We start from the raw sequence: 18,616 nt of genomic DNA, 5'->3' as shown, positions 1-18,616 counted from the left end.
CTTGCTCCCCGGCCCCGATCCGGCGACAAGCGCAGGGCATGGAATCGGCCGCCCCCACCGTCAGAGAACCCCATATCTGCGACGTGCTGATCGCCGAGCGCGCGCCCCGGCTGACGCGGTCGATCGCCTGGCCGGTCGTGCGGCCTTTTCTGTACAAGCTGCTGAACTACAAGGCTGCGCGGCGGATGGCCGACGGGGTGGCCGGTCTGTCGGGACAGGCGGCGTTCGACTACATGTCGGACCTGCTGGACCTGAAGGTCTCGACCCTGAACCTGGACCGCATCCCGGCGACCGGGCGCTGCGTCGTGGTCTGCAACCACCCGACCGGCATCGCCGACGGGGTCGCCGTCTATGATGCGATCAAGACGCGGCGCAAGGACGCGGTCTTCTTCGCCAACGCCGATGCGCTGCGGGTCTCGGCCCGGCTGTCGGAGATCGTCATCCCCGTTGAATGGGTGGTCGAGAAGCGCACCCGTGAGAAGACCCGCGCGACCCTGGACGCCGCCCGCGCCGCCTTCGAGGCCGAGCGCTGCATCGTCATGTTCCCGGCCGGGCGGCTGGCGCGGGTGTCGCGAAGCGGCTCCCTGACCGATCCCGAATGGGCCTCCACCGCCGCCTCGATGGCGCGGAAATACGGCGCTCCGGTCGTGCCGATCCATGTGGCGGGGCCGACCTCGCGGCTGTTCCACCTGTTCGACCGGGTGTCGCAGGAACTGCGCGACATCACCCTGTTTCACGAGTTGTTGAACAAGCGAAAGACGGCCTTTCGCCTCGCCGTCGGCAAGCCCATCCCGCCGACCCGGCTGGACATCGACGCGACCCGCGCCACCTATGCTCTGAAGGCCTTCACCGAACGCGTCCTGCCGACCCAGCCGGACGCCGATTTCGCATGAGCGCGGACATCCGGATCGTTTTGCCCGACGCCGAGGCGACCACGGCCCTGGGGGCCCGGATCGCGCCTCTGCTGAGGGCCGGAGACGCCGTCCTGCTGTACGGCCCGCTGGGCATGGGCAAGTCGACCCTGGCGCGGGGCCTGATCCGGGCCCTGGCCCGACCCGATGAGGACGTGCCGTCGCCGACCTTCACCCTGGTGCAGTTCTACGAGACCACACCGCCGGTGGCCCATTTCGACCTGTATCGCCTGACCCGGCCCGAAGAGGCGTTCGAGATCGGTCTCGACGAGGCGCTGGACGAAGGCTGCGTCCTGATCGAATGGCCGGAACGGCTGGGCGACGACGTTTCCTGGATCGCGGGGACCCATCTGTTGGGTATCACCCTGTCAGAACACGGCGACGGCCGGGTTGCGACCGTTTCTGTCGCAGGGACGTGGGAGACGAGGCGCGATGACATCACCGGATGATCGCGAGCAGCAGAGGCTGGCCTTCCTGGCCTCGGCGGGCCTGTCGGACGCCGTGCGTGCGCCCCTGCCCGGCGACGCCTCGACGCGTCGGTACGAGCGGCTGACTACGGCCGACGGCCGGTCGCTGATGCTGATGGACCAGGCCGCCTCGGCCGAGAGCCCGCCCTGCGATCCGTCATGGACGCCGGAACAGCGCCATGCGGCCGGGTGGAATGCCGTCGCCCGTCTGTCGGCCGGTCAGGTCGAGGCCTTCGCCGCCGTTGCCGCCCATCTGAGGGCGGTCGGACTGTCCGCGCCGGACATGCCGGCGCTGGACGCCCCCGCCGGACTGGCGGTGCTTGAGGATTTCGGAGACGCCCTGTTCGCCCGGGTGATCGAGGCCGGACAGGACGAGGCCCCCCTCTATCTGGCCGCCGTCGAGGCCCTTGCCGCCCTGCATGACGCCCCGACGCCCGATGTCCTGACCGGCCCCGCCGGTGACTGGCCGCTTCAGGTCTATGATACGACGGCGCTTCAGGGAGGGGCCGATCTGTTCGTCGACTGGCTGCCGAAGCTGGATCACGGGCTGGCTTTCGATGATGCCGCCGTCGCCGACTGGCGCGCAGCCTGGGCCCCGGTAGTCGAGGCCGGCGAGGCGGGGGCCACCGTCATGGCCCACCGCGACTATCACGCCGAGAACCTGATCTGGTTGCCGGACCGTTCTGGCCCGGCCCGCGTCGGCATGATCGACTTTCAGGACGCGGTGCGGGCCCATCCGTCCTGGGACCTGCACTCCCTGCTCCAGGACGCCCGCCGCGACGTGCCGGTGGCGCTGGAGACCCAGGCGCTGGACCACTATTTCGCCCTGCGGCCCGAGGTCGATCGGACGGTGTTCATGCGCTCCTACGCCGGGCTGGCGGCTCTGAACGAGGCGCGCATCCTGGGGATTTTCGCCCGGCTGATCGTGCGTGACGGCAAGCCTCGCTACCGCCAGTTCATGCCCCGGATGTGGGCCCATCTGAACGCCAACCTGAAACAGCCGGGGCTGGAGACGGTCGCCGCCTGGTTCGACCGGCATATGCCGAAGGACGTGCGCGCATGACCGCCGTCCCGACGACCGCCATGGTCCTGGCCGCCGGGCTCGGCACCCGGATGCGGCCCCTGACCGACGATCGCTCCAAGGCCCTGGTCGAGGTCGGCGGCAAGGCGCTGATCGACCACAACCTGGACCGGCTGGTAGAGGCCGGGGTCCGGCGCGCCGTCGTCAACGTCCACGCCTTCGCCGACCGGCTGATCGACCATCTGAAGGCGTGGCGCGGCGATCTGGAGATCGTCATCTCCGACGAGCGCGAGCACGCCTTGCCGCTGGAGACCGGCGGCGGGATCAAGGCGGCGGCGGCCCTGCTGGGGGATGGGCCCATCGTCGTGGTCAATATCGACAGCGTCTGGGTCGAGGACGGCGAGCCGCCGGCCCGCGCCATTCGCGACCTGTGCGAGGGCTTCGATCCCGAGCGGGCGACCTGCCGCCTGATGCTGGCCCGCGCCCAGCGGACCTCGGGCCTCGACGGTCCCGGGGACTTCCTGATGGACGAAAAGGGCAGGCTGACGGGGCGACGCACGGCGGGGGCGGCGACCGCGCCGTTCAACTATATGGGCGTCCACATCGTCGATCCCGGCCCGATCTATGCCTACCCCCAGACCGAGTTCGGCCTGTTCCCAGGAGGCGGCGGCCTATGGGGCGGCTGGGCGTCACAGGGGCGGCTGCACGGCTTCGTCATGGAAGGTGACTGGATGCACGTCGGCGATCCCGATGCCCGCGACGCCGCCGAGGCGCGTCTGGCTCGGTCGGCGTGACCGAACGCTTCGATCCCTTCGCAGGCGGCGCTCCACGCTGGCGCGCCATCCCGTCGCACCGGCCCTTCCTCGAAGATCTGGCCGCCGGCGTCCTCGACTGGCTGGGCGACGCCCCGCCCGAGACGCTGTCGGACGCCATCATCCTGTTGCCCAACCGGCGCGCGGCGCGAGCGTTCGGCGACGCCCTGTCGCGCCTCAGCGGGGACCGGCCCGTCCTGCTGCCCCAGGTCCGGCCGCTGGGCGATCTGGAGGAGGACGAGCCGCCGTTCGCGCCGGGCGAACTGGGCCTCGACCTGCCCCCCGCCATCGCCCCCCTGACCCGCCGCTTCGAGATGGCGCGGATGATCGCCACCGAATTGCACGGCGAATACGAGGACCGCCCCGCCCATTTCGGCCCACTTCGGGCGCTGGAACTGGCCGACGCCCTGGCCGGGTTCCTGGATTCCTGCCAGATCGAGGAGGTTTCGGACCTGTCGGGCATCCGCGGTCTGGTCGAGGCCGATCTGGCGGAGCACTGGCGGACCTCGGCGGACTTCCTGTCGCTGGCGGTCGAGGCCTGGCCCCGGCGGCTGGCCGAACTGAGGCTGATCGACCCGGCCGACCGTCGTGCCCGCCTGCTGCGCCTGCTGGCCGAGCGGTGGGACAGCCATCCGCCGCAAGGCCCGGTGATCGCCGCCGGGTCGACCGGATCGGCCCCGGCGGCGGCCGACGTACTGGGGGCCGTGGCCCGCGTGCCCATGGGCTGTGTCGTCCTGCCCGGCCTCGACCTCGACCTGGACCCGGCCGTCTGGGCCGGTCTGGGCGAGGAGGAACAGCACCCCCAGAACGCCCTGTGGCGTCTGCTCGACCGACACGGCGTGCCCCGCGAGGACGTGCGTCCGTGGTTCGAGCCGGCGATCGCTCCGGCTGCGCGGGCTCGCGGCCTGGCCCGCCAACGCCTGATCAACGAGGCCCTGCGCCCCGCCAACGCCACCGCCGACTGGCGCGTCGAGATCGCCCGGATTCGCCAGGAGGCCGCGCCTCTGACCGGAGCCGATCCGATCGCGCTCGGGCTGGAGGGCCTATCGGTCCTGACCCTGCGCACCGAGGAGGACGCGGCCCAGACCCTCGCCCTGATGATGCGCGAGACGCTGGAGACGCCCCGCCCGGACGGCACGGCCCGGACCTGCGCCCTCGTCACCCCCGACCTCGCGCTGGGTCGCCGCGTCGCCGCCCGGCTGGAGCGATGGGGGATCGTGCCCGACAACTCGTCCGGCGCGCCCCTGTCGCGGTCGTCGGCCGGGGTACTGGTCGATCTGGCCGCCCGCTGGATCGCTGATCCGCTCAAGCCCCAGACCCTGCTGGCCCTTCTGAAACACCCGCTGGTCCGGATCGATCTCGGCGACGGCGATGTCACAGAGGCCGCCGTGACGCTGGAACGATACGCCCTGCGCGGCCCCCGCCTGCGTCGCTGGCCCCAGGTTCACGCCCGGCTGGAGAAGGCGGGCCAGCCCCATGAGGGTGGCAAGGCTCCGTCCGAGGGTCGTCTGGCCCGTCTGACCCTCGCCGGTGCCCTCGTCGATCGCCTGCAGAGCCTGTCCGACAAGGCCTGTGCCGCCTTCAGCCCCACCGGCCGACACGCCCGCGCGCCTCTCGACGCCGCCGCCGTCGCCCTGACCACCCTGATCGAGGCCCTGGCCGGCCAGAACGCCTGGGCGGGCACGGACGGAGAGGCGGCCGCCGCCCTGCTGACCGGCCTGATCGAAGGGGGTGCCGCGCTCGGCGCCGTCAGCCCCGACGACCTCGTCGAACTGGTCGCCGGACTGCTGGCCGAGACCACGATCCGCACCGGCGGCGCGACGCATCCGAACCTGCGTATCCTGGGGGCCATCGAGGCGCGGCTGGTGCGTGCAGACCGGATGATCCTGGCCGGACTGGAGGAGGGCGTCTGGCCCGGCCCGGCGCCCACCGACCCCTTCCTGTCGCGCCCGATGCGCAAGACCCTGGGCCTGCCCCCGCCCGAGCGTCGCCTGGGCCAGACCGCCCAGGACTTCGTCCAGGCCGCCTGTGCCGACGAGGCCATCCTGGTCCATGTCGAGCGGCGCGGCGGCCAACCGGCGGTCAAGTCGCGCTGGCTCTGGCGGCTGGAGATGCTGACGCGCGGCGCCCACACCGAGGCGGTGCCCGTCAAAATCGCCCGACCCACCGCCTGGCCCGACCTGGCCCGCGCCCTGGATGCGCCCGGGAACCGCGTGCCCGCCTATGCGAAACGTCCCGCGCCGCGTCCGCCGGTCGAGCGCCGTCCGCGCAAGCTGCCCGTCACCGGGGTCGAACGCTGGGTGCGCGACCCCTACGCCGTCTATGCCCGCTATGTGCTGAACCTGCGTCAGCTCGATCGGCCCGGTCAGTCGGCCGAGGCCCTGGCCCGGGGTCAGGCGGTTCACAAGGCGGTCGAGCGCCTGACCCTGTCCTGGCCCGACGTCCTGCCCGACGATTGCGAGGGCGAGATCGGCAAGCTGTTGCACGAGGAACTGGGCCACCACGGGTTCGAGGATGCCGCCATGGCCCGCGAGACGCCCCTGGCTCGCAACTGCGCGCGCTGGCTGGCCGGGTTCGAGCTGCGGCGTCGCGCCCGGGGTATCGACATCCACGTCGAACAGACCGTCGCCCACACCTTCGACGCCCCCGCCGGGCCCTTCACCCTGACCGCCAAGGCCGACCGGATCGAGCTGTCGTCTTCCGGTGCCGCCGTGCTCGACTTCAAGACCGGTCTGCCGCCCTCGGCCAAACAGGTCCGCACCGGATTTGCGCCCCAATTGACCCTGACCGGAGCCATCCTCGCCGAAGCCGGCTTCGCGACCTCGGGGCCCGTCGAGCCCGAGGAGCTGACCTATGTCCGCGTCGTCGGGCGCAAGGTCGCGGGAGAGCAGAAGATCATCACAGAGGGCGCCGAGGCCGCCGAATGGTCGCGCGCGGCGCTGGAAGGCCTGAAAGCCCGCGTGGCCCGGTTCGACAGCCCCTCGACCCCCTATCTGAGCTGGGTCGCGCCGCAGTTCATGGGCAATTTCGGCGGCAACTACGACCATCTGGCCCGCGTCTGGGAATGGCACGTCGTCGGCGACGAGGGCGAGACATGAGCACCCCCTCCCCCGGCGTCCGCATCCTGCCCGACCCGCACCAGCGGATGGCGGCCGACCCGCGCCAGTCGGTCTTCGTCACCGCCAACGCCGGATCGGGCAAGACCTCGACCCTGGTGGATCGGGTGGCGCGGCTGTTGCTGGAAGAGGTCCAGCCCGGCGAGATCCTGTGCGTCACCTATACCAAGGCCGCCGCCGCCGAGATGCAGGCCCGGCTCTATGACCGGCTGGGCGAATGGGCGGTCATGGACGATCGCGCCCTGGAACAGAACCTGGCCGATCTGGTCGGCGGGATGCCCGATCCCGACCTGTCCAAGGCGCGTCGGCTGTTCGCCAAGGCGCTGGAGACGCCGGGGGGCCTCAAGATCCAGACCCTGCACGCCTTCTGCGAAAAGCTGTTGCGGCGGTTCCCGCTCGAGGCCGGGGTGAGCCCGGGGTTCACCGTGCTGGAGGATCAGGCCGAAGCCGCCCTGTCCCACGCCGCGCGCGAGGACCTGGCCCGCGAGGCGCTGAAGGACGAGGACGGACCCATCGGCCGCGCCTATGCCCATTTCGCGGTCGAGCTGGACTGGGCGTCGTTCGAGGCCCTGCTGGCAAAGGTCGAGCAGGACCGCGTTCGGCTGATCGACTATGTCGCCCGCGTCGCCGACGGCCGCAGCCCCTCGCCCCACGACCTGACCGGGGCCGATCCGGACACCGATCTGGCGGGTCTCCAGGCCGACTTCATGCGATGGCTCGGCCGCGACGAATGGCTGGAGATCGCCGAGGCCATGTCGACCGGCTCGGTCACCGATCAGGCCTGCGCCGACCGGATGTGGGCCGCCGACTGGACCTTTCCCGAGGTCGCCGGAGTCTTCCTGACCAGCGGGTCGCCGCGCAAATCCATGGCGACCAAGAGCGCCCCGCCCCACGCCCGCGACTGGCTGACGCGGATGCAGGACAAGGTGGTCGCCACCCTGTCCGCCGTCCGCAAGGCCCGCGTCGCCGAGGACACCGTACACGTCCTGACCCTGGCCCAGGCCCACGGCGCATTCTACGACCAGGCCAAGGCGGCGCGCGGTGCCCTGGATTTCGGCGACCTGGTGGCGCGTACGGTCGAGCTTTTGACCACGCGCTCAAGTGCCGCCTGGGTGCTGTACAAGCTGGACGGCGGCATCGAGCACGTCCTCGTCGACGAGGCCCAGGACACGGCACCCGAGCAATGGGACATCCTGCGCGCCCTGACCGGGGATTTCTTTTCCGGTGCGGGCTCCCAACGGTTCGGAGCGGGAAAGGTCGAGCGCACCGTCTTTGCCGTCGGGGACGAGAAACAGTCGATCTATTCCTTCCAGGGCGCCCGGCCCGAGCGGCTGGGCCAGGAGGCGCAGCGCTATGACCAGATGGTCACGGGTGCCGGCTTCGCGTTCCAGGGCGTCCAACTGGCCACATCGTTCCGGTCGACGACCCAGGTGCTGGATTTCGTGGATGCGGTGTTCGAGGGTCCGGCGCGGACCACGGCCCTCGTCGGCGAACAGGTCGCGGCCATCCCCAGGCACATCGCCATGCGGACCGGCGATCCCGGCTGCATCGACCTGTGGCCCCTCTATGCCGACGAGAAGCCGCCCGAGCGCGACGCCTGGGACGACCCTCTGGATCAGGAGCCGACCCAGGGCGCGCGCAAGCGGATGGCCGCCGACCTCGCCCGCGACATCAAACGCCAGGTCGAGGCGGGCGTCGGGGTTCACGACCGTCGCGAGCGATCCTCGCGTCCCTGCGGATACGGCGATTTCCTGGTGCTGGTGCGCCGCCGCGACGCGACCTTCGAGGAAATCATTCGCGCTCTGAAGTCGGCGGGGGTGCCTGTGGCCGGGGCCGACCGGCTGAAGCTGTCGTCCCACATCGCCTTCGACGACCTGATCGTCCTGGCCCGGTTCGCCCTGTTCCCGGACGACGATCTCAGCCTGGCCGAGGCCCTGCGAAGCCCCTTCTGCGACATCGACGAGGACAGTCTGTATGACCTCGCGGGCACCAATCCGGACCGTCGCGGCCTGTGGCGCGAACTGGCCCGCCGCGCCGGAGAGCGGCCCGAATGGGCCCGGGCGCGCGATTTGATGAATTTCGTGATCTCGTCCCGCGACCGCGATCCCTTCGCCTTCTTCGCCGGGGTTCTGAACCGGATCGACGACACGGGCGTCTCGGGCCGCGCGCGGGTCCTCGCCCGGCTGGGGCGCGAGGCCGAGGAGGCGCTCGACGAGACCCTGAACCAGGTCCTGGCCGCCGAACAGCGCGGTGCCACCGACCTGGAGACCTGCCTGTCCATGCTGGAGGCCGCCGACGTCGAGGTGAAGCGCGAGCTTGAGGGGGCGCGTGGCGAGGTCCGCGTCATGACCGTCCACGGCGCCAAGGGGCTGGAGGCCCCCATCGTCATCCTGCCGGACACCACGGCGGTGGCGAAGGCTCAGGGACCGACCCTGATGGCGGTCGAACAGGCGGACGGGTCCGAGGCCTGGCTGATGTGTCCGGGGTCGGAAAAAGAGGATTGCGACGCCTCGGCCCTGGCCCGCACCGCGCGTCAGGATCGCGTCAACGCCGAAACCCTGCGCCTGCTCTATGTCGCCCTGACCCGGGCGCGCGACCGGATCGTCATCCTGGGCCGGGGCAGCGCAAAGTCGAAACAGGGCTATGACGACGGCAGCTGGTGGGACGTCCTGACCGAGACATTCGGGCGGCTGGACCCCCGCGACATCGGCGACGGCCGTCTGCGGATCGGGCCCGATCCCGCCGTCCTCGGTGCGAAAATGCAGGGTGAGCCGGGTGCCTCGGTCACGGTTCCCGAATGGGCCCGCCAGCCCGCGACGCCCGCCCCCGGCTTCCGCATCGCCGCCCCGTCGCGGATGGACGAGGCCCTGCGGATCCCTGCGCCTTCGCCTTTGGCCGTCTCCGCCGGCGGCGCGGGCATGCCGCTCGGCCGGTTCCGGCGCGGCGACCTGATCCACCGGCTTCTGGAGCGGCTGCCCGAGATCGCGCCGGAAGATCGGCCGGACGCCGCCGTCCGAATCCTGGCCCGCGAACGCCACCTCGACGAGGCCCAGCGCAGCGAGATGATCGCGGCGGCCTTCGGCGTGCTCGACGACGCCCGGTTCGCGCCCGTGTTCGGGCCGGGATCACGGGCGGAGGTGGCGCTGACGGGTTCCGCGCCCGGCCTGCCCGGTGGGGTCTCGATCTCGGGCCGGATCGACCGGCTGGTGGTCACGCCCGACCGCGTCCTGGTCATCGACTACAAGTCCAACCGGCCCGCGCCCCCGACGATCGAGGCGGCGGACCCGTCCTATGTGCTGCAACTGGCCGTCTATGTGGCGGTACTGAAGCGGCTGTACCCCGACCGTGCGGTCGAGGCCGCCCTGGTCTGGACCGACGGCCCCGACCTGATGGAGGTCCCGCCCGATCGCATGGACGCTGCCCTCGCAAACGCCCGTTGAACTGCCCGTTGAACTTGAGGGGAATCACCCCACATCTGCCCCAGCGGTCATCCGACCGATTCTTATCAACCGCAGACAGCGCGCACGGTCGCGCTCAAGCAGCGAGGCCCCGCGGGCCGAGCGATAGCGCCCAAGGGGCCATGACATGGCGACAATGAAAGTCACCGACGAGAGCTTCGACGCCGACGTCCTGAAATCCTCGACCCCGGTTCTGGTCGATTTCTGGGCCGAGTGGTGCGGCCCGTGCAAACAGATCGGCCCGGCCCTGGAACAGATCGCCGACGAACTGGCGGGTCAGGTCACCATCGCCAAGGTCAATATCGACGACAGCCCCATGACCCCGTCCAAGCTGGGCGTGAAGGGCATCCCGACCCTGATGCTGTTCCGCGACGGCCAGCTGTCCTCGCTCAAGGTCGGCGCCATGCCCAAGGGCAAGATCGTCGAATGGCTGGCTGAAAGCGGCATCCAGGCGAAGGGGTAAACGCGCACAGACCTCTCCCTCCCCCTCGGGGGAGGGCAGATCGCAAGGCGATCGGGTGGGGGCGGCAAGGCGATACGGCGCTGTCTTGCCTTGCCCTTCCCACCCGGTCTTCGCTGCGCTCCGACCACCCTCCCCCGAGGGGGAGGGAGAAGACCGTGCACCTAATCCGGCCACGTCTCCTCTGAGGCCCCCAGCACCTCGCCGGCGAGATACAGCGACCCGCAGATCACCACCCGCCCGGCCCCCAGCCTGAGCGCCGTCGCCAGGGCGGCCTCGACCGAGGGCGACGCCTGCGCCCCCAGACCATGCCCGCGCGCCACCGCCGCCAGCGCATTCGGCTCGGCACAGGCTCCGTCGAAGCCGACGGTGAAGACGTGGGCCTCAGACCCCTTCAGGGCCTCGAAGAACCCGCCCGCGTCCTTGTTGGCCAGCATCCCGACGATCAGGGCCAGCGGTCGTGGCGCCTTTGCCTGACGGTCGGCCAGGGCCTGGGCCAGGGCCAGCCCCGCGTGCGGATTATGCCCGCCGTCCAGCCAGAGTTCGGCTTCCGCCGACCGCGCCGCCTCGCCATAGGACCCCGCCGTCAACCGTTGCATCCGCGCGGGCCACCGCACGGTCCGCAGGCCTTCCGCGATCGCGTCTTCCGGCAAGTCCAGCTCCAGCGCCACGGCGACCGCCAGCCCGGCATTGTCGATCTGATGCGCCCCGAACAACGCCGGGGCCGGCAGGTCGAGGAACCGCTCCAGGTCCTGGAACACCATCCCGCCCCGCTCGCCCCAGGCGTCGAAATCGGTGCCCATGACCGTCAGGGGCGAGGCGACCCGCCCGGCCGCCTTCTCGATCACCGCCATGGCCGCCTCTGACTGCCGCGCCACGATGCCCCGGGCGCCCGCCTTGAGGATGCCCGCCTTCTCTCCGGCCACGGCCTCGATCGTGGTGCCCAGGAACTCGGCATGGTCCAGATCGACCGGCGCGATCACGCTGACCAGCGGCCGCTCGATGACGTTTGTGGCATCCAGCGTGCCACCCAGCCCCACCTCGACGATGGCCAGGTCGGCGGGGACATCCGCCATGGCCAGGAAGGCGGCGGCCGTGGTGCTTTCGAACACCGTCGCCTGCACGCCCCGCACCGCCTCGATCCGGTCCAGAATAGCCTCAAGCCGCGCATCGTCGATCAGCCGGCCCGCCAGCCGGATCCGCTCGTTGAACCGCACCAGATGCGGCGAGGTATAGGCATGGACCCGCAGGCCCGCCGCCTCGGCCATCGCTCGGATGAAGGCGACCGTCGATCCCTTGCCGTTGGTGCCAGCGACGTGGATCACCGGCGGCAGCCGATGCTGCGGCTCGCCCAGCACGGCCAGCAGGGTGCGCATCCGGTCCAGCGACAGATCGATCTTCTGCGGGTGGCGCAGGCGCAGGCGTTCCGAGATCGGGTCCATGGTCCAAGCCGTATGGGCGGATGCCGGCGACTTCAAGTCTGTGGCTGGCGAGCCCGCGTCAGACCGGATCGCCCGCCGCGCCCGCCGGGCTCAGCTTCCAGCGGATCTTGGTCTCGGCGTCGGTGCGGGCCGAGCCGCGCACGACGATCTGGAGCGAGCGCCGGGTCAGGCCGTCGTCGATGTGGACGCTGGGCTCGATGGCGACGTCCGGCCCGTCGGTCCTGAACCACCAGCCGCGACCCGAGTGGCCCCGCAGCAGGATGGACCGGCGGTCACGGGCCAGCGAGGCCTGCACTCCCGGCTCCAGATGGAACCGCACCGCATAGGGGGCGGCGATGGCGCGGACGACGTCGCCCTCGACATGGCTAGGGGCCGGATGCAGCCGTTCCTCGGCCCGCAGTTCGTCCAGCCTCTGATCCAGATAGAGGCGACGCTGGTGCAGCAGGCCGAAGGGCACGGCCCAGCCGTCGTGCTCCATCTCCAGCCAGACGGCGCCCTCGGCCTCGCGGTGTTCGGCGCCGACATGGATCGGGCGGCCGATCAGGCGCGGGCCCAACAGTTCGCCCTTCCAGCCGCCCAGGGGATCGCCCAGCGACTGTTCGCCGAGCGTCAGGGTCGAGTGGCCGGGGGTCAGGCGCAGGGCCTGGCGATCGGCGGCGCGCGGGGTCCAGCCACAGCCGGTGACGATCCGGTCACGACCACAGGCGATCTCGAGCGCCAGCGGCTGGGCGCAGGCGGCCTCGCCCCAGGCCCCGTGGGCGGGTCGGGCGGTGTCGGCGACGACGGTCAGCAGGGCGCCGTGGATGCGACGCAGGCCCCCCACACTGCCCGCGATCGGGCCCCGGGCGGCCTCGGTCTGGGACCAGTCGTCGTGGGCGCGCGCGGCGGCGACGAGGACCGCCTGGCTGGGTCCACCGCCCTGGAAGCTGGTCAGGCGGCCGTCGGGCAGGGTCAGGACGCGCAGGGCCGCCGTCAGCCGCTGGATGGCCCCGCCGATGGATTCCGGCGAGGTCTCCGACAACTGCGACAGGGCATCCTCGAGCGTCAGCAGGTCCAGCAGCAGGGCCAGACCCGCTTCGGGATTGCGCGAGGCATGGCCCCCGTCGCCCGCCACTGTGGCGCGCAAGGCCCCGGCCAGGGCGTGGATCGCGCGCTTGCGCAGCGAGGCCCCCGCCGGTCCGGCGATGACGCAGCCCGCGACGGCGGCGGCGACCATGCGCTCGGCCTTTCCGGCGAGGCCGCCCGGCGGACGCAGCAGTTGCCGCGCCTGACGGCCCAGGATGTCGATCAGCCGCTGGCGCTCGGCCTCGGTGGCGACCCCACCCAGCTTTCGGGCGGCGCAGGACAGGTTGAACACCCGCTGCGCCAGAATCTCCGGCCCCCAGGCGAAGGGGGACCAGCGGGCGAAATGATCGGCCCACAGCAGGGTCAGCCGCAGGGCCTCGCGCGCACCCTTTTCCCCCTGGGTCATCAGGCCGGGCAGCCAGGCGAAGGCGTGCAGGTCGACGGCAAAGGCCTTGGTCGGACAGGGCCGGTCCCAGACGTCGCCGCCGGCCTCGACCTCGAGCGTCGAGCCGGCCAGGGTCGCGCGGCCGGACAACAGGGCCTTTCCGATCTGGGCGTCGGCGGGGCGGAAATCGCGCGGGGTGGCCGAGAAGGCGGTGGCCTTGGCCCCCTTCAGCGTCAGCGTATAGCCGGGCAGGCCATAGAGCTCGATCCACATCTGGCGGGTCAGCAGCCGCCCGGCGATGGCGGGCCACAGGGTCGGGCCGGTGTGGGGACCACCCGCGCGAACGGGGGTGCGGACCGGCGCCCCGCGCAGGCCGGGTATGGCCCCGGGCGCGGGAGCCTCGGCCTCCGTCGCGCGACGGGCGAAGGGGCTCAAGGCCATCTCAGACGGCCTTCAGGGCCGCGATATTGGCGGCATAGGCGTCCGGTCCACCCCGGAAGACGGCAGTCCCGGCGACCAGGGCGTCAGCTCCGGCGGAGACGCAGGCGGCCGCATTGGCCGAGGTCACCCCACCGTCGACCTGGAGGTGGGCCTTCGATCCGGCGGCATCCAGCAGGGCGCGGGCCCGCTCGATCTTGCGATAGGAGGCGTCGATGAAGGCCTGGCCACCAAAGCCGGGATTGACCGACATGATCAGCACCAGATCGACCAGATCGATGACGTCTTCCAGCAGACCCAGCGGCGTGCCCGGGTTGAACACCACCCCCGCCTTGGCCCCCAGCTGGCGTATCCGGCCCAGGGTCCGGTGCAGGTGGGGCCCGCTCTCGGGGTGGACCGTCAGGATATCGGCCCCGGCCTCGCGGTACGCCTCGAGCCACGGATCGACCGGTGCCACCATCAGATGGACGTCGAAGGGCAGGCTGGTGTGTTTGCGAAGCGCCTTCACCACGTCCGGGCCGATGGTGATGTTGGGCACGAAATGCCCGTCCATCACATCGACATGCACCCAGTCGGCCCCGGCCGCCTCGATGGCGGCGACCTCGGACCCCAGCTTTGCAAAGTCGCTGGCCAGGATGGACGGGCAGATCAGGGGCGCGCGGGTCATGGTCAGGGGATAGGGCGCGTCGGCCGTCTGGGCAAGGACGCGAGCGTCCTGGCGCTAACGCTCGCCGCGCGGCGGCTCGCTGCTTGAGCGCCGACGTTTAACGCAAATGGCTTTGAAACACGCCCAGCAGCTTGGTCCAGCCGTCGGCCGCATCGGCCGCGTTGTAGCTGGCGCGGTAGTCGGCGTGGAAGCCGTGCTGGGCGTCGGGATAGACGTCGATGCGGCTGTCGGTCTTGCCGGCTGCGGTGAGGGCTGCGGTCATGCCCTCGACGGCCGTGAGGGGAATGCCCTGATCCTGACCGCCGTAGAGGCCCAGCACCGGGGCCTTCAGGTCCTTGGCCAGATCGACGGGCCAGGGCGCACCGGCCGCGATCTGTTCGGGCGTGGCGGTTGGCGACGGGGCCAGTTGTCCGTACCAGGCGACCCCGGCCTCGATCTGGTCGAAGCGGGCGCAGGCCTGCCAGACGACCTTGCCGCCCCAGCAATAGCCGGTGATGCCGATCTTGTCGGTGGCCCAGGCCTGGGCGGCGACCCAGTCGAGAGTGGCCGAGACGTCGCCCATGACCTGTTCGTATTTGGCCTGGCTGACGATGGTGCGGATCTGGGCGAAGTCGGACAGGGGGGCCGGATCGGCGACACGCACGAAGAAGGCCGGGGCGATGGCGGCATAACCCGCCTTGGCCAGACGGCGGCAGATGTCCTCGATATAGGCGTGGACGCCGAAGATTTCCGACGCGACGATCACCACCGGGAACGGACCCGCGCCCTCGGGGCGGGCGACATAGGCCGGCAGGGCGAAGCCGTCGGGGGCCGGATAGTTCACTTCCTCAGCGACCAGGCCGGTCGTGTCGGTGACCACCGGGGTCGCGCTCTGGGCCAGGGCGGCGACGGCGTATCCGCTGAAGAACAGGCCGCCCACGGCACCGACCCCCAGGGTCCGGCGCGAGAATTTCAGGTCGTCGGCGGTCTGGCCTTCGGGACGGATCAGGACGGTCATGGGGGCTCCGGCGAGAAAAGGGACTGGGCCGACCTTGCGCCCGGCAGCGAAAGCCGTCGAGAGCCCAACCCGTTGCCTGCGTCGATACGCGCGGGGTCGCGCCCGGTGCGGCGGGCCGCTAGAAGCGGGGCCATGACCCTGCGCATCGCCACCTGGAACATCAACTCGGTCCGCCTGCGCATCGACCAGGTCGCGCGGTTCGTGGCCGAGAGCGGGACCGACGTCCTGTGCCTTCAGGAGATCAAATGCCTGGAGGACCAGTTCCCCCGGAACGCCTTTGCCGAGATGGGGATGCCGCACCTGAAGATCGCAGGCCAGAAGGGCTGGCACGGGGTGGCCATCGCCTCGAAACTGCCGATCGAACACAGCGACACGTTTCGCGCCTGCAAGCTGGGTCATGCGCGATGCGTGTCGGGGCTGATCGCCGGGGTCGATGTCCAGAATTTCTACATCCCGGCGGGCGGCGACCTGCCCGACCGGGAACTGAACGCCAAATTCGATCACAAGATGGATTTCTATGAACAGCTGACCGAGACGGTCGAGCGTCAGGACCGGTCGCGGCGGCTGCTGATGTGCGGCGACTTCAACATCGCGCCCAGTGAGTTCGACGTCTGGAACCACAAATACATGTCCAAGGTGGTCAGCCACACGCCGGGCGAGGTCCAGACGCTGAACCGGCTTCAGGCGGCGGGCGGGTTCGCCGACGTGGTCCGCGACGCCTTTCCCGAGCCCCAGAAGCTGGCGTCTTGGTGGAGCTATCGCGCCCAGGACTTCAGGGTGTCGCAACGGGGCCTGAGGCTCGACCACATCTGGACCTCGCCGGGCCTGACGCCGTCGGTGGTGCCGGGATCGGCGACGATCCATGAGCCGGTGCGCGCTTGGGAACAGCCCAGCGATCACTGTCCGATCACGGTCGATCTGGACGTCTGATTTAGGGTCGGGGCGCCCTATTCGGCGGCTTCGAGGGCCAGCTTGGCGGCGTCCAGTTCGGCGGCCTTGGCCTCGACCAGGCTGACGATGTGATCGACCATCTCGCCGTTGGCCAGTTTGTGGGCGATCTTGCCGTTCAGATAGACCATGCCCGATCCCGCTCCGCCGCCGGTGAAGCCGACGTCGGTATAGAGGGCCTCGCCGGGGCCGTTGACGACGCAGCCGATGATCGACAGCGACATCGGCGTGGCGATGTGGGCCAGCTTTTCTTCCAGGATGCCGACCGTCTCGATGACGTTGAAGCCCTGACGGGCACACGACGGACAGGCGATGATGTTGATGCCCCGGTGACGCAGGCCCAGCGACTTCAGGATGTCGAAGCCGACCTTGATCTCCTCGACCGGATCGGCGGCGAGCGAGACCCGGATGGTGTCGCCGATCCCGGCCCAAAGCATGTTTCCCATGCCGATCGCGGACTTGATCGTGCCGGTGCGAAGCGGACCAGCCTCGGTGACGCCGAGATGCAGCGGGCAGTCGATGACCTCGGCCAGCTGCTGATAGGCGGCGACGGTCAGGAAGGGGTCGGACGCCTTCACCGAGATTTTGAACTCGTGGAAGTCGTGGTCCTGAAGGATACGGGCGTGGTTGAGGGCGCTCTCGACCATGGCGTCGGGGCAGGGCTCGCCATATTTCTCCAGCAATTCCTTTTCCAGAGAGCCGGCGTTGACGCCGATCCGCATGGAGCAGCCGTGGTCCTTGGCCGCCTGGATCACGTCGCGGACGCGCGACGCATTGCCGATATTGCCCGGATTGATGCGCAGACAGGCGGCACCGGCCTCGGCAGCCTCGATGCCGCGCTTGTAGTGGAAGTGGATGTCGGCGACGAGCGGCACCTTGGCGGCACGGGCGATGGTGCGGAAGGCCGCGGTCGAGTCCTCGTCGGGGCAGGAGACGCGGACGATGTCGGCCCCGGCTTCTTCGAGCTCGCGGATCTGGCCGATCGTGGCGTTGGCGTCGGACGTCAGGGTGTTGGTCATCGACTGGACGCTGATCGGCGCGTCGCCGCCGACCGGCACATTGCCCACCATGATCTGGCGGCTCTTGCGGCGCTCGATATGACGCCAGGGTCGGATATGGGAGTGGTCTGCGCTCATGACGGGATCAAGATAGGCGCTTTATCGTGGCGGGGCCATGACACCGATGCAGGGTGATTAGTGGTTAGTGGTTAGTGGTTGGCGTCCGGTGCCTGCAACCCACCCGACCCATCACGAACCACCTCTACTGCGCCTGAACCGCCGTATTGATCGACGCGCGCGTCTGCACCGCTGCACGGGCGGCGGCGATCTGGGCGGCTTCGACCTGGGCGGCGGTCTGGCGGGCGAGGGCGGCGGCGCGGGCGTTGAGCTGGCTCAGGGGGCTGACGGTGGCGGGAAGCGCGCCGCCGTGCTCGCCGTTCAGATAGACGTCGAAGGCGGCCGGGTCGGAGACGTCCACCGTCGCAGCCAGGTCGATCGGCGCGCGCCAGGCCTCGCCGGCGACCATCTGGCGGGCGAACAGGACCTGACCGTTGGCGGTCGAGACGACCAGCAGGCCCGCCTTCTTGGCCTGGAGCACGACCTGGGAGGCCGTGGCGGCGGCACCGTAGATGGCACCGCGGGGATTGAAGGCCTTCTGCACCGGTCCGGCCTGGGCTGCGGCGGCGGCCGCGACGGCGGCCGGGTCGGTCGGATCGACGCCGGTCAGCTGGGCCTCGAGGCCGGGGGTGACATACAGGGTCGGGGTGGTCTGGTCGGCCGGGGCCGGGCGCGGCGCACCGACGGCGACCACCGACTGGCCGGGCACCTGACCCAGAGACCAGCTCTCGGGGATCTCGGCGATGTCGGACGGGGCCGGGGCATGCATCAGATTGACGCGCTGGAACACGTTCCAGCCGACGACGGCGAGACCCACGACCAGCACGGCCCCGATCAGCCGGGGCGAATAGCGGCGCACGTCCTCGAAGGCCACGCCGACCGGCGCCTGGAGCGGGACCGAGGCGTCCGGGCTCTCGCGCTTGAACCGTTCGACGGCCAGCTGTTCGTCCAGGCCGAGCGCAGCGGCATAGGCGCGCACATAGCCGATGGAGAAGACCCGCGACGGCAGGGAGGAGAAGTCGCCCTCCTCAAGCGCCTTGAGGAAGCGGGTATGGACACGGGTGATGACGGAGTATTCGGCCAGCGACCGGCCCGAGGCCTCGCGCGTCGCGCGCAAGCCGGCACCCAGAGTCGCGGCGTCAGCGATGGAGGGCATGGGATCCTTCCAGTCCGGATGAGCACGAAACTCGTCGGGAACGTTTCCCGTATCCAGCGCCATTAAGCCCGACCCCACTGCCGACGATTCCGTTGGGTTCGGAGACGCCGTACTCGACCAGGACGCAAACGAAATCACATTCGTCGCCGTCACATCCG

14 protein-coding genes are annotated in these 18,616 nt (G+C 70.5%); 8 read left to right on the top strand and 6 right to left on the bottom strand.

Annotated features, from left to right (window positions below; genetic code table 11):
* Window positions 1–38 precede the first annotated feature (38 nt).
* From ACILQR_RS00710 to trxA, 7 genes are all read left to right on the top strand, one after another.
* Window positions 39–893 (top strand): GNAT family N-acetyltransferase, encoded by an 855-nt coding sequence (locus tag ACILQR_RS00710; protein WP_395649606.1) that lies wholly within the window; start codon window positions 39–41, stop codon window positions 891–893.
* Window positions 890–1,360, top strand: coding sequence for a tRNA (adenosine(37)-N6)-threonylcarbamoyltransferase complex ATPase subunit type 1 TsaE (gene tsaE, locus ACILQR_RS00705; protein WP_395649605.1), 471 nt, complete (start codon window positions 890–892; stop codon window positions 1,358–1,360). The genes ACILQR_RS00710 and tsaE overlap by 4 nt, the downstream gene beginning before the upstream one ends.
* Window positions 1,344–2,441, top strand: coding sequence for an N-acetylmuramate/N-acetylglucosamine kinase AmgK (amgK, locus tag ACILQR_RS00700; RefSeq protein ID WP_395649604.1), 1,098 nt, complete (start codon window positions 1,344–1,346; stop codon window positions 2,439–2,441). The genes tsaE and amgK overlap by 17 nt, the downstream gene beginning before the upstream one ends.
* Window positions 2,438–3,193 carry a nucleotidyltransferase family protein gene (locus tag ACILQR_RS00695; protein WP_395649603.1) on the top strand — a complete coding sequence of 252 codons (756 nt, stop codon included), beginning with the start codon at window positions 2,438–2,440 and terminating at the stop codon, window positions 3,191–3,193. Before amgK ends, ACILQR_RS00695 begins: the two co-directional genes overlap by 4 nt.
* Window positions 3,190–6,309, top strand: coding sequence for a double-strand break repair protein AddB (addB, locus tag ACILQR_RS00690; protein WP_395649602.1), 3,120 nt, complete (start codon window positions 3,190–3,192; stop codon window positions 6,307–6,309). Before ACILQR_RS00695 ends, addB begins: the two co-directional genes overlap by 4 nt.
* Window positions 6,306–9,767 carry a double-strand break repair helicase AddA gene (gene addA / locus ACILQR_RS00685; RefSeq protein WP_395649601.1) on the top strand — a complete coding sequence of 1,154 codons (3,462 nt, stop codon included), beginning with the start codon at window positions 6,306–6,308 and terminating at the stop codon, window positions 9,765–9,767. Before addB ends, addA begins: the two co-directional genes overlap by 4 nt.
* A 145-nt stretch (window positions 9,768–9,912) precedes the next feature.
* On the top strand, window positions 9,913–10,248 hold the full coding sequence (gene trxA / locus ACILQR_RS00680) for a thioredoxin (RefSeq protein WP_395649600.1): 336 nt from the start codon (window positions 9,913–9,915) through the stop codon (window positions 10,246–10,248).
* Between the two features lie 161 nt (window positions 10,249–10,409).
* On the opposite strand, the gene ACILQR_RS00675 is transcribed toward trxA, so the two are convergent.
* The 4 genes from ACILQR_RS00675 to ACILQR_RS00660 form a co-directional block, all read right to left on the bottom strand.
* The gene (locus tag ACILQR_RS00675; protein ID WP_395649599.1) at window positions 10,410–11,687 is read right to left on the bottom strand and encodes a bifunctional folylpolyglutamate synthase/dihydrofolate synthase; all 1,278 of its coding nucleotides are present in this window, start codon (window positions 11,685–11,687) and stop codon (window positions 10,410–10,412) included.
* Between the two features lie 58 nt (window positions 11,688–11,745).
* Window positions 11,746–13,578: a heparinase II/III family protein gene (locus tag ACILQR_RS00670; RefSeq protein WP_395649598.1), complete on the bottom strand. Its 1,833-nt coding sequence runs from the start codon at window positions 13,576–13,578 to the stop codon at window positions 11,746–11,748.
* A 1-nt stretch (window position 13,579) separates the two neighbouring features.
* Window positions 13,580–14,242 (bottom strand): ribulose-phosphate 3-epimerase, encoded by a 663-nt coding sequence (rpe, locus tag ACILQR_RS00665; protein ID WP_395649597.1) that lies wholly within the window; start codon window positions 14,240–14,242, stop codon window positions 13,580–13,582.
* A gap of 97 nt (window positions 14,243–14,339) precedes the next feature.
* The gene (locus tag ACILQR_RS00660) at window positions 14,340–15,239 is read right to left on the bottom strand and encodes a dienelactone hydrolase family protein (protein ID WP_395649596.1); all 900 of its coding nucleotides are present in this window, start codon (window positions 15,237–15,239) and stop codon (window positions 14,340–14,342) included.
* A 132-nt stretch (window positions 15,240–15,371) separates the two neighbouring features.
* Here ACILQR_RS00660 and xth point away from each other — a divergent pair, with 132 nt between their 5' ends.
* A complete protein-coding gene (gene xth, locus ACILQR_RS00655) occupies window positions 15,372–16,169 on the top strand; it encodes an exodeoxyribonuclease III (RefSeq protein WP_395649595.1) in 798 nt (265 codons plus the stop codon).
* Window positions 16,170–16,186: 17 nt separating this feature from the next.
* Here the strand turns inward: xth and ispG are convergent, their stop codons facing one another.
* Together ispG and ACILQR_RS00645 are read right to left on the bottom strand one after the other, a co-directional pair.
* Window positions 16,187–17,323, bottom strand: a complete 1,137-nt coding sequence (gene ispG, locus ACILQR_RS00650; RefSeq protein WP_395649594.1) for a flavodoxin-dependent (E)-4-hydroxy-3-methylbut-2-enyl-diphosphate synthase — start codon at window positions 17,321–17,323, stop codon at window positions 16,187–16,189.
* Window positions 17,324–17,447: 124 nt separating this feature from the next.
* A complete protein-coding gene (locus ACILQR_RS00645; protein WP_395649593.1) occupies window positions 17,448–18,458 on the bottom strand; it encodes a helix-turn-helix domain-containing protein in 1,011 nt (336 codons plus the stop codon).
* Window positions 18,459–18,616 lie beyond the last annotated feature (158 nt).

Origin of the sequence: Brevundimonas sp., assembly GCF_044239655.1 — a bacterium.
GTDB lineage: Bacteria > Pseudomonadota > Alphaproteobacteria > Caulobacterales > Caulobacteraceae > Brevundimonas.
The sequence above is the reverse complement of the archived record's forward strand: the minus strand, read 5'-3'. Positions and strand labels throughout refer to the sequence as shown.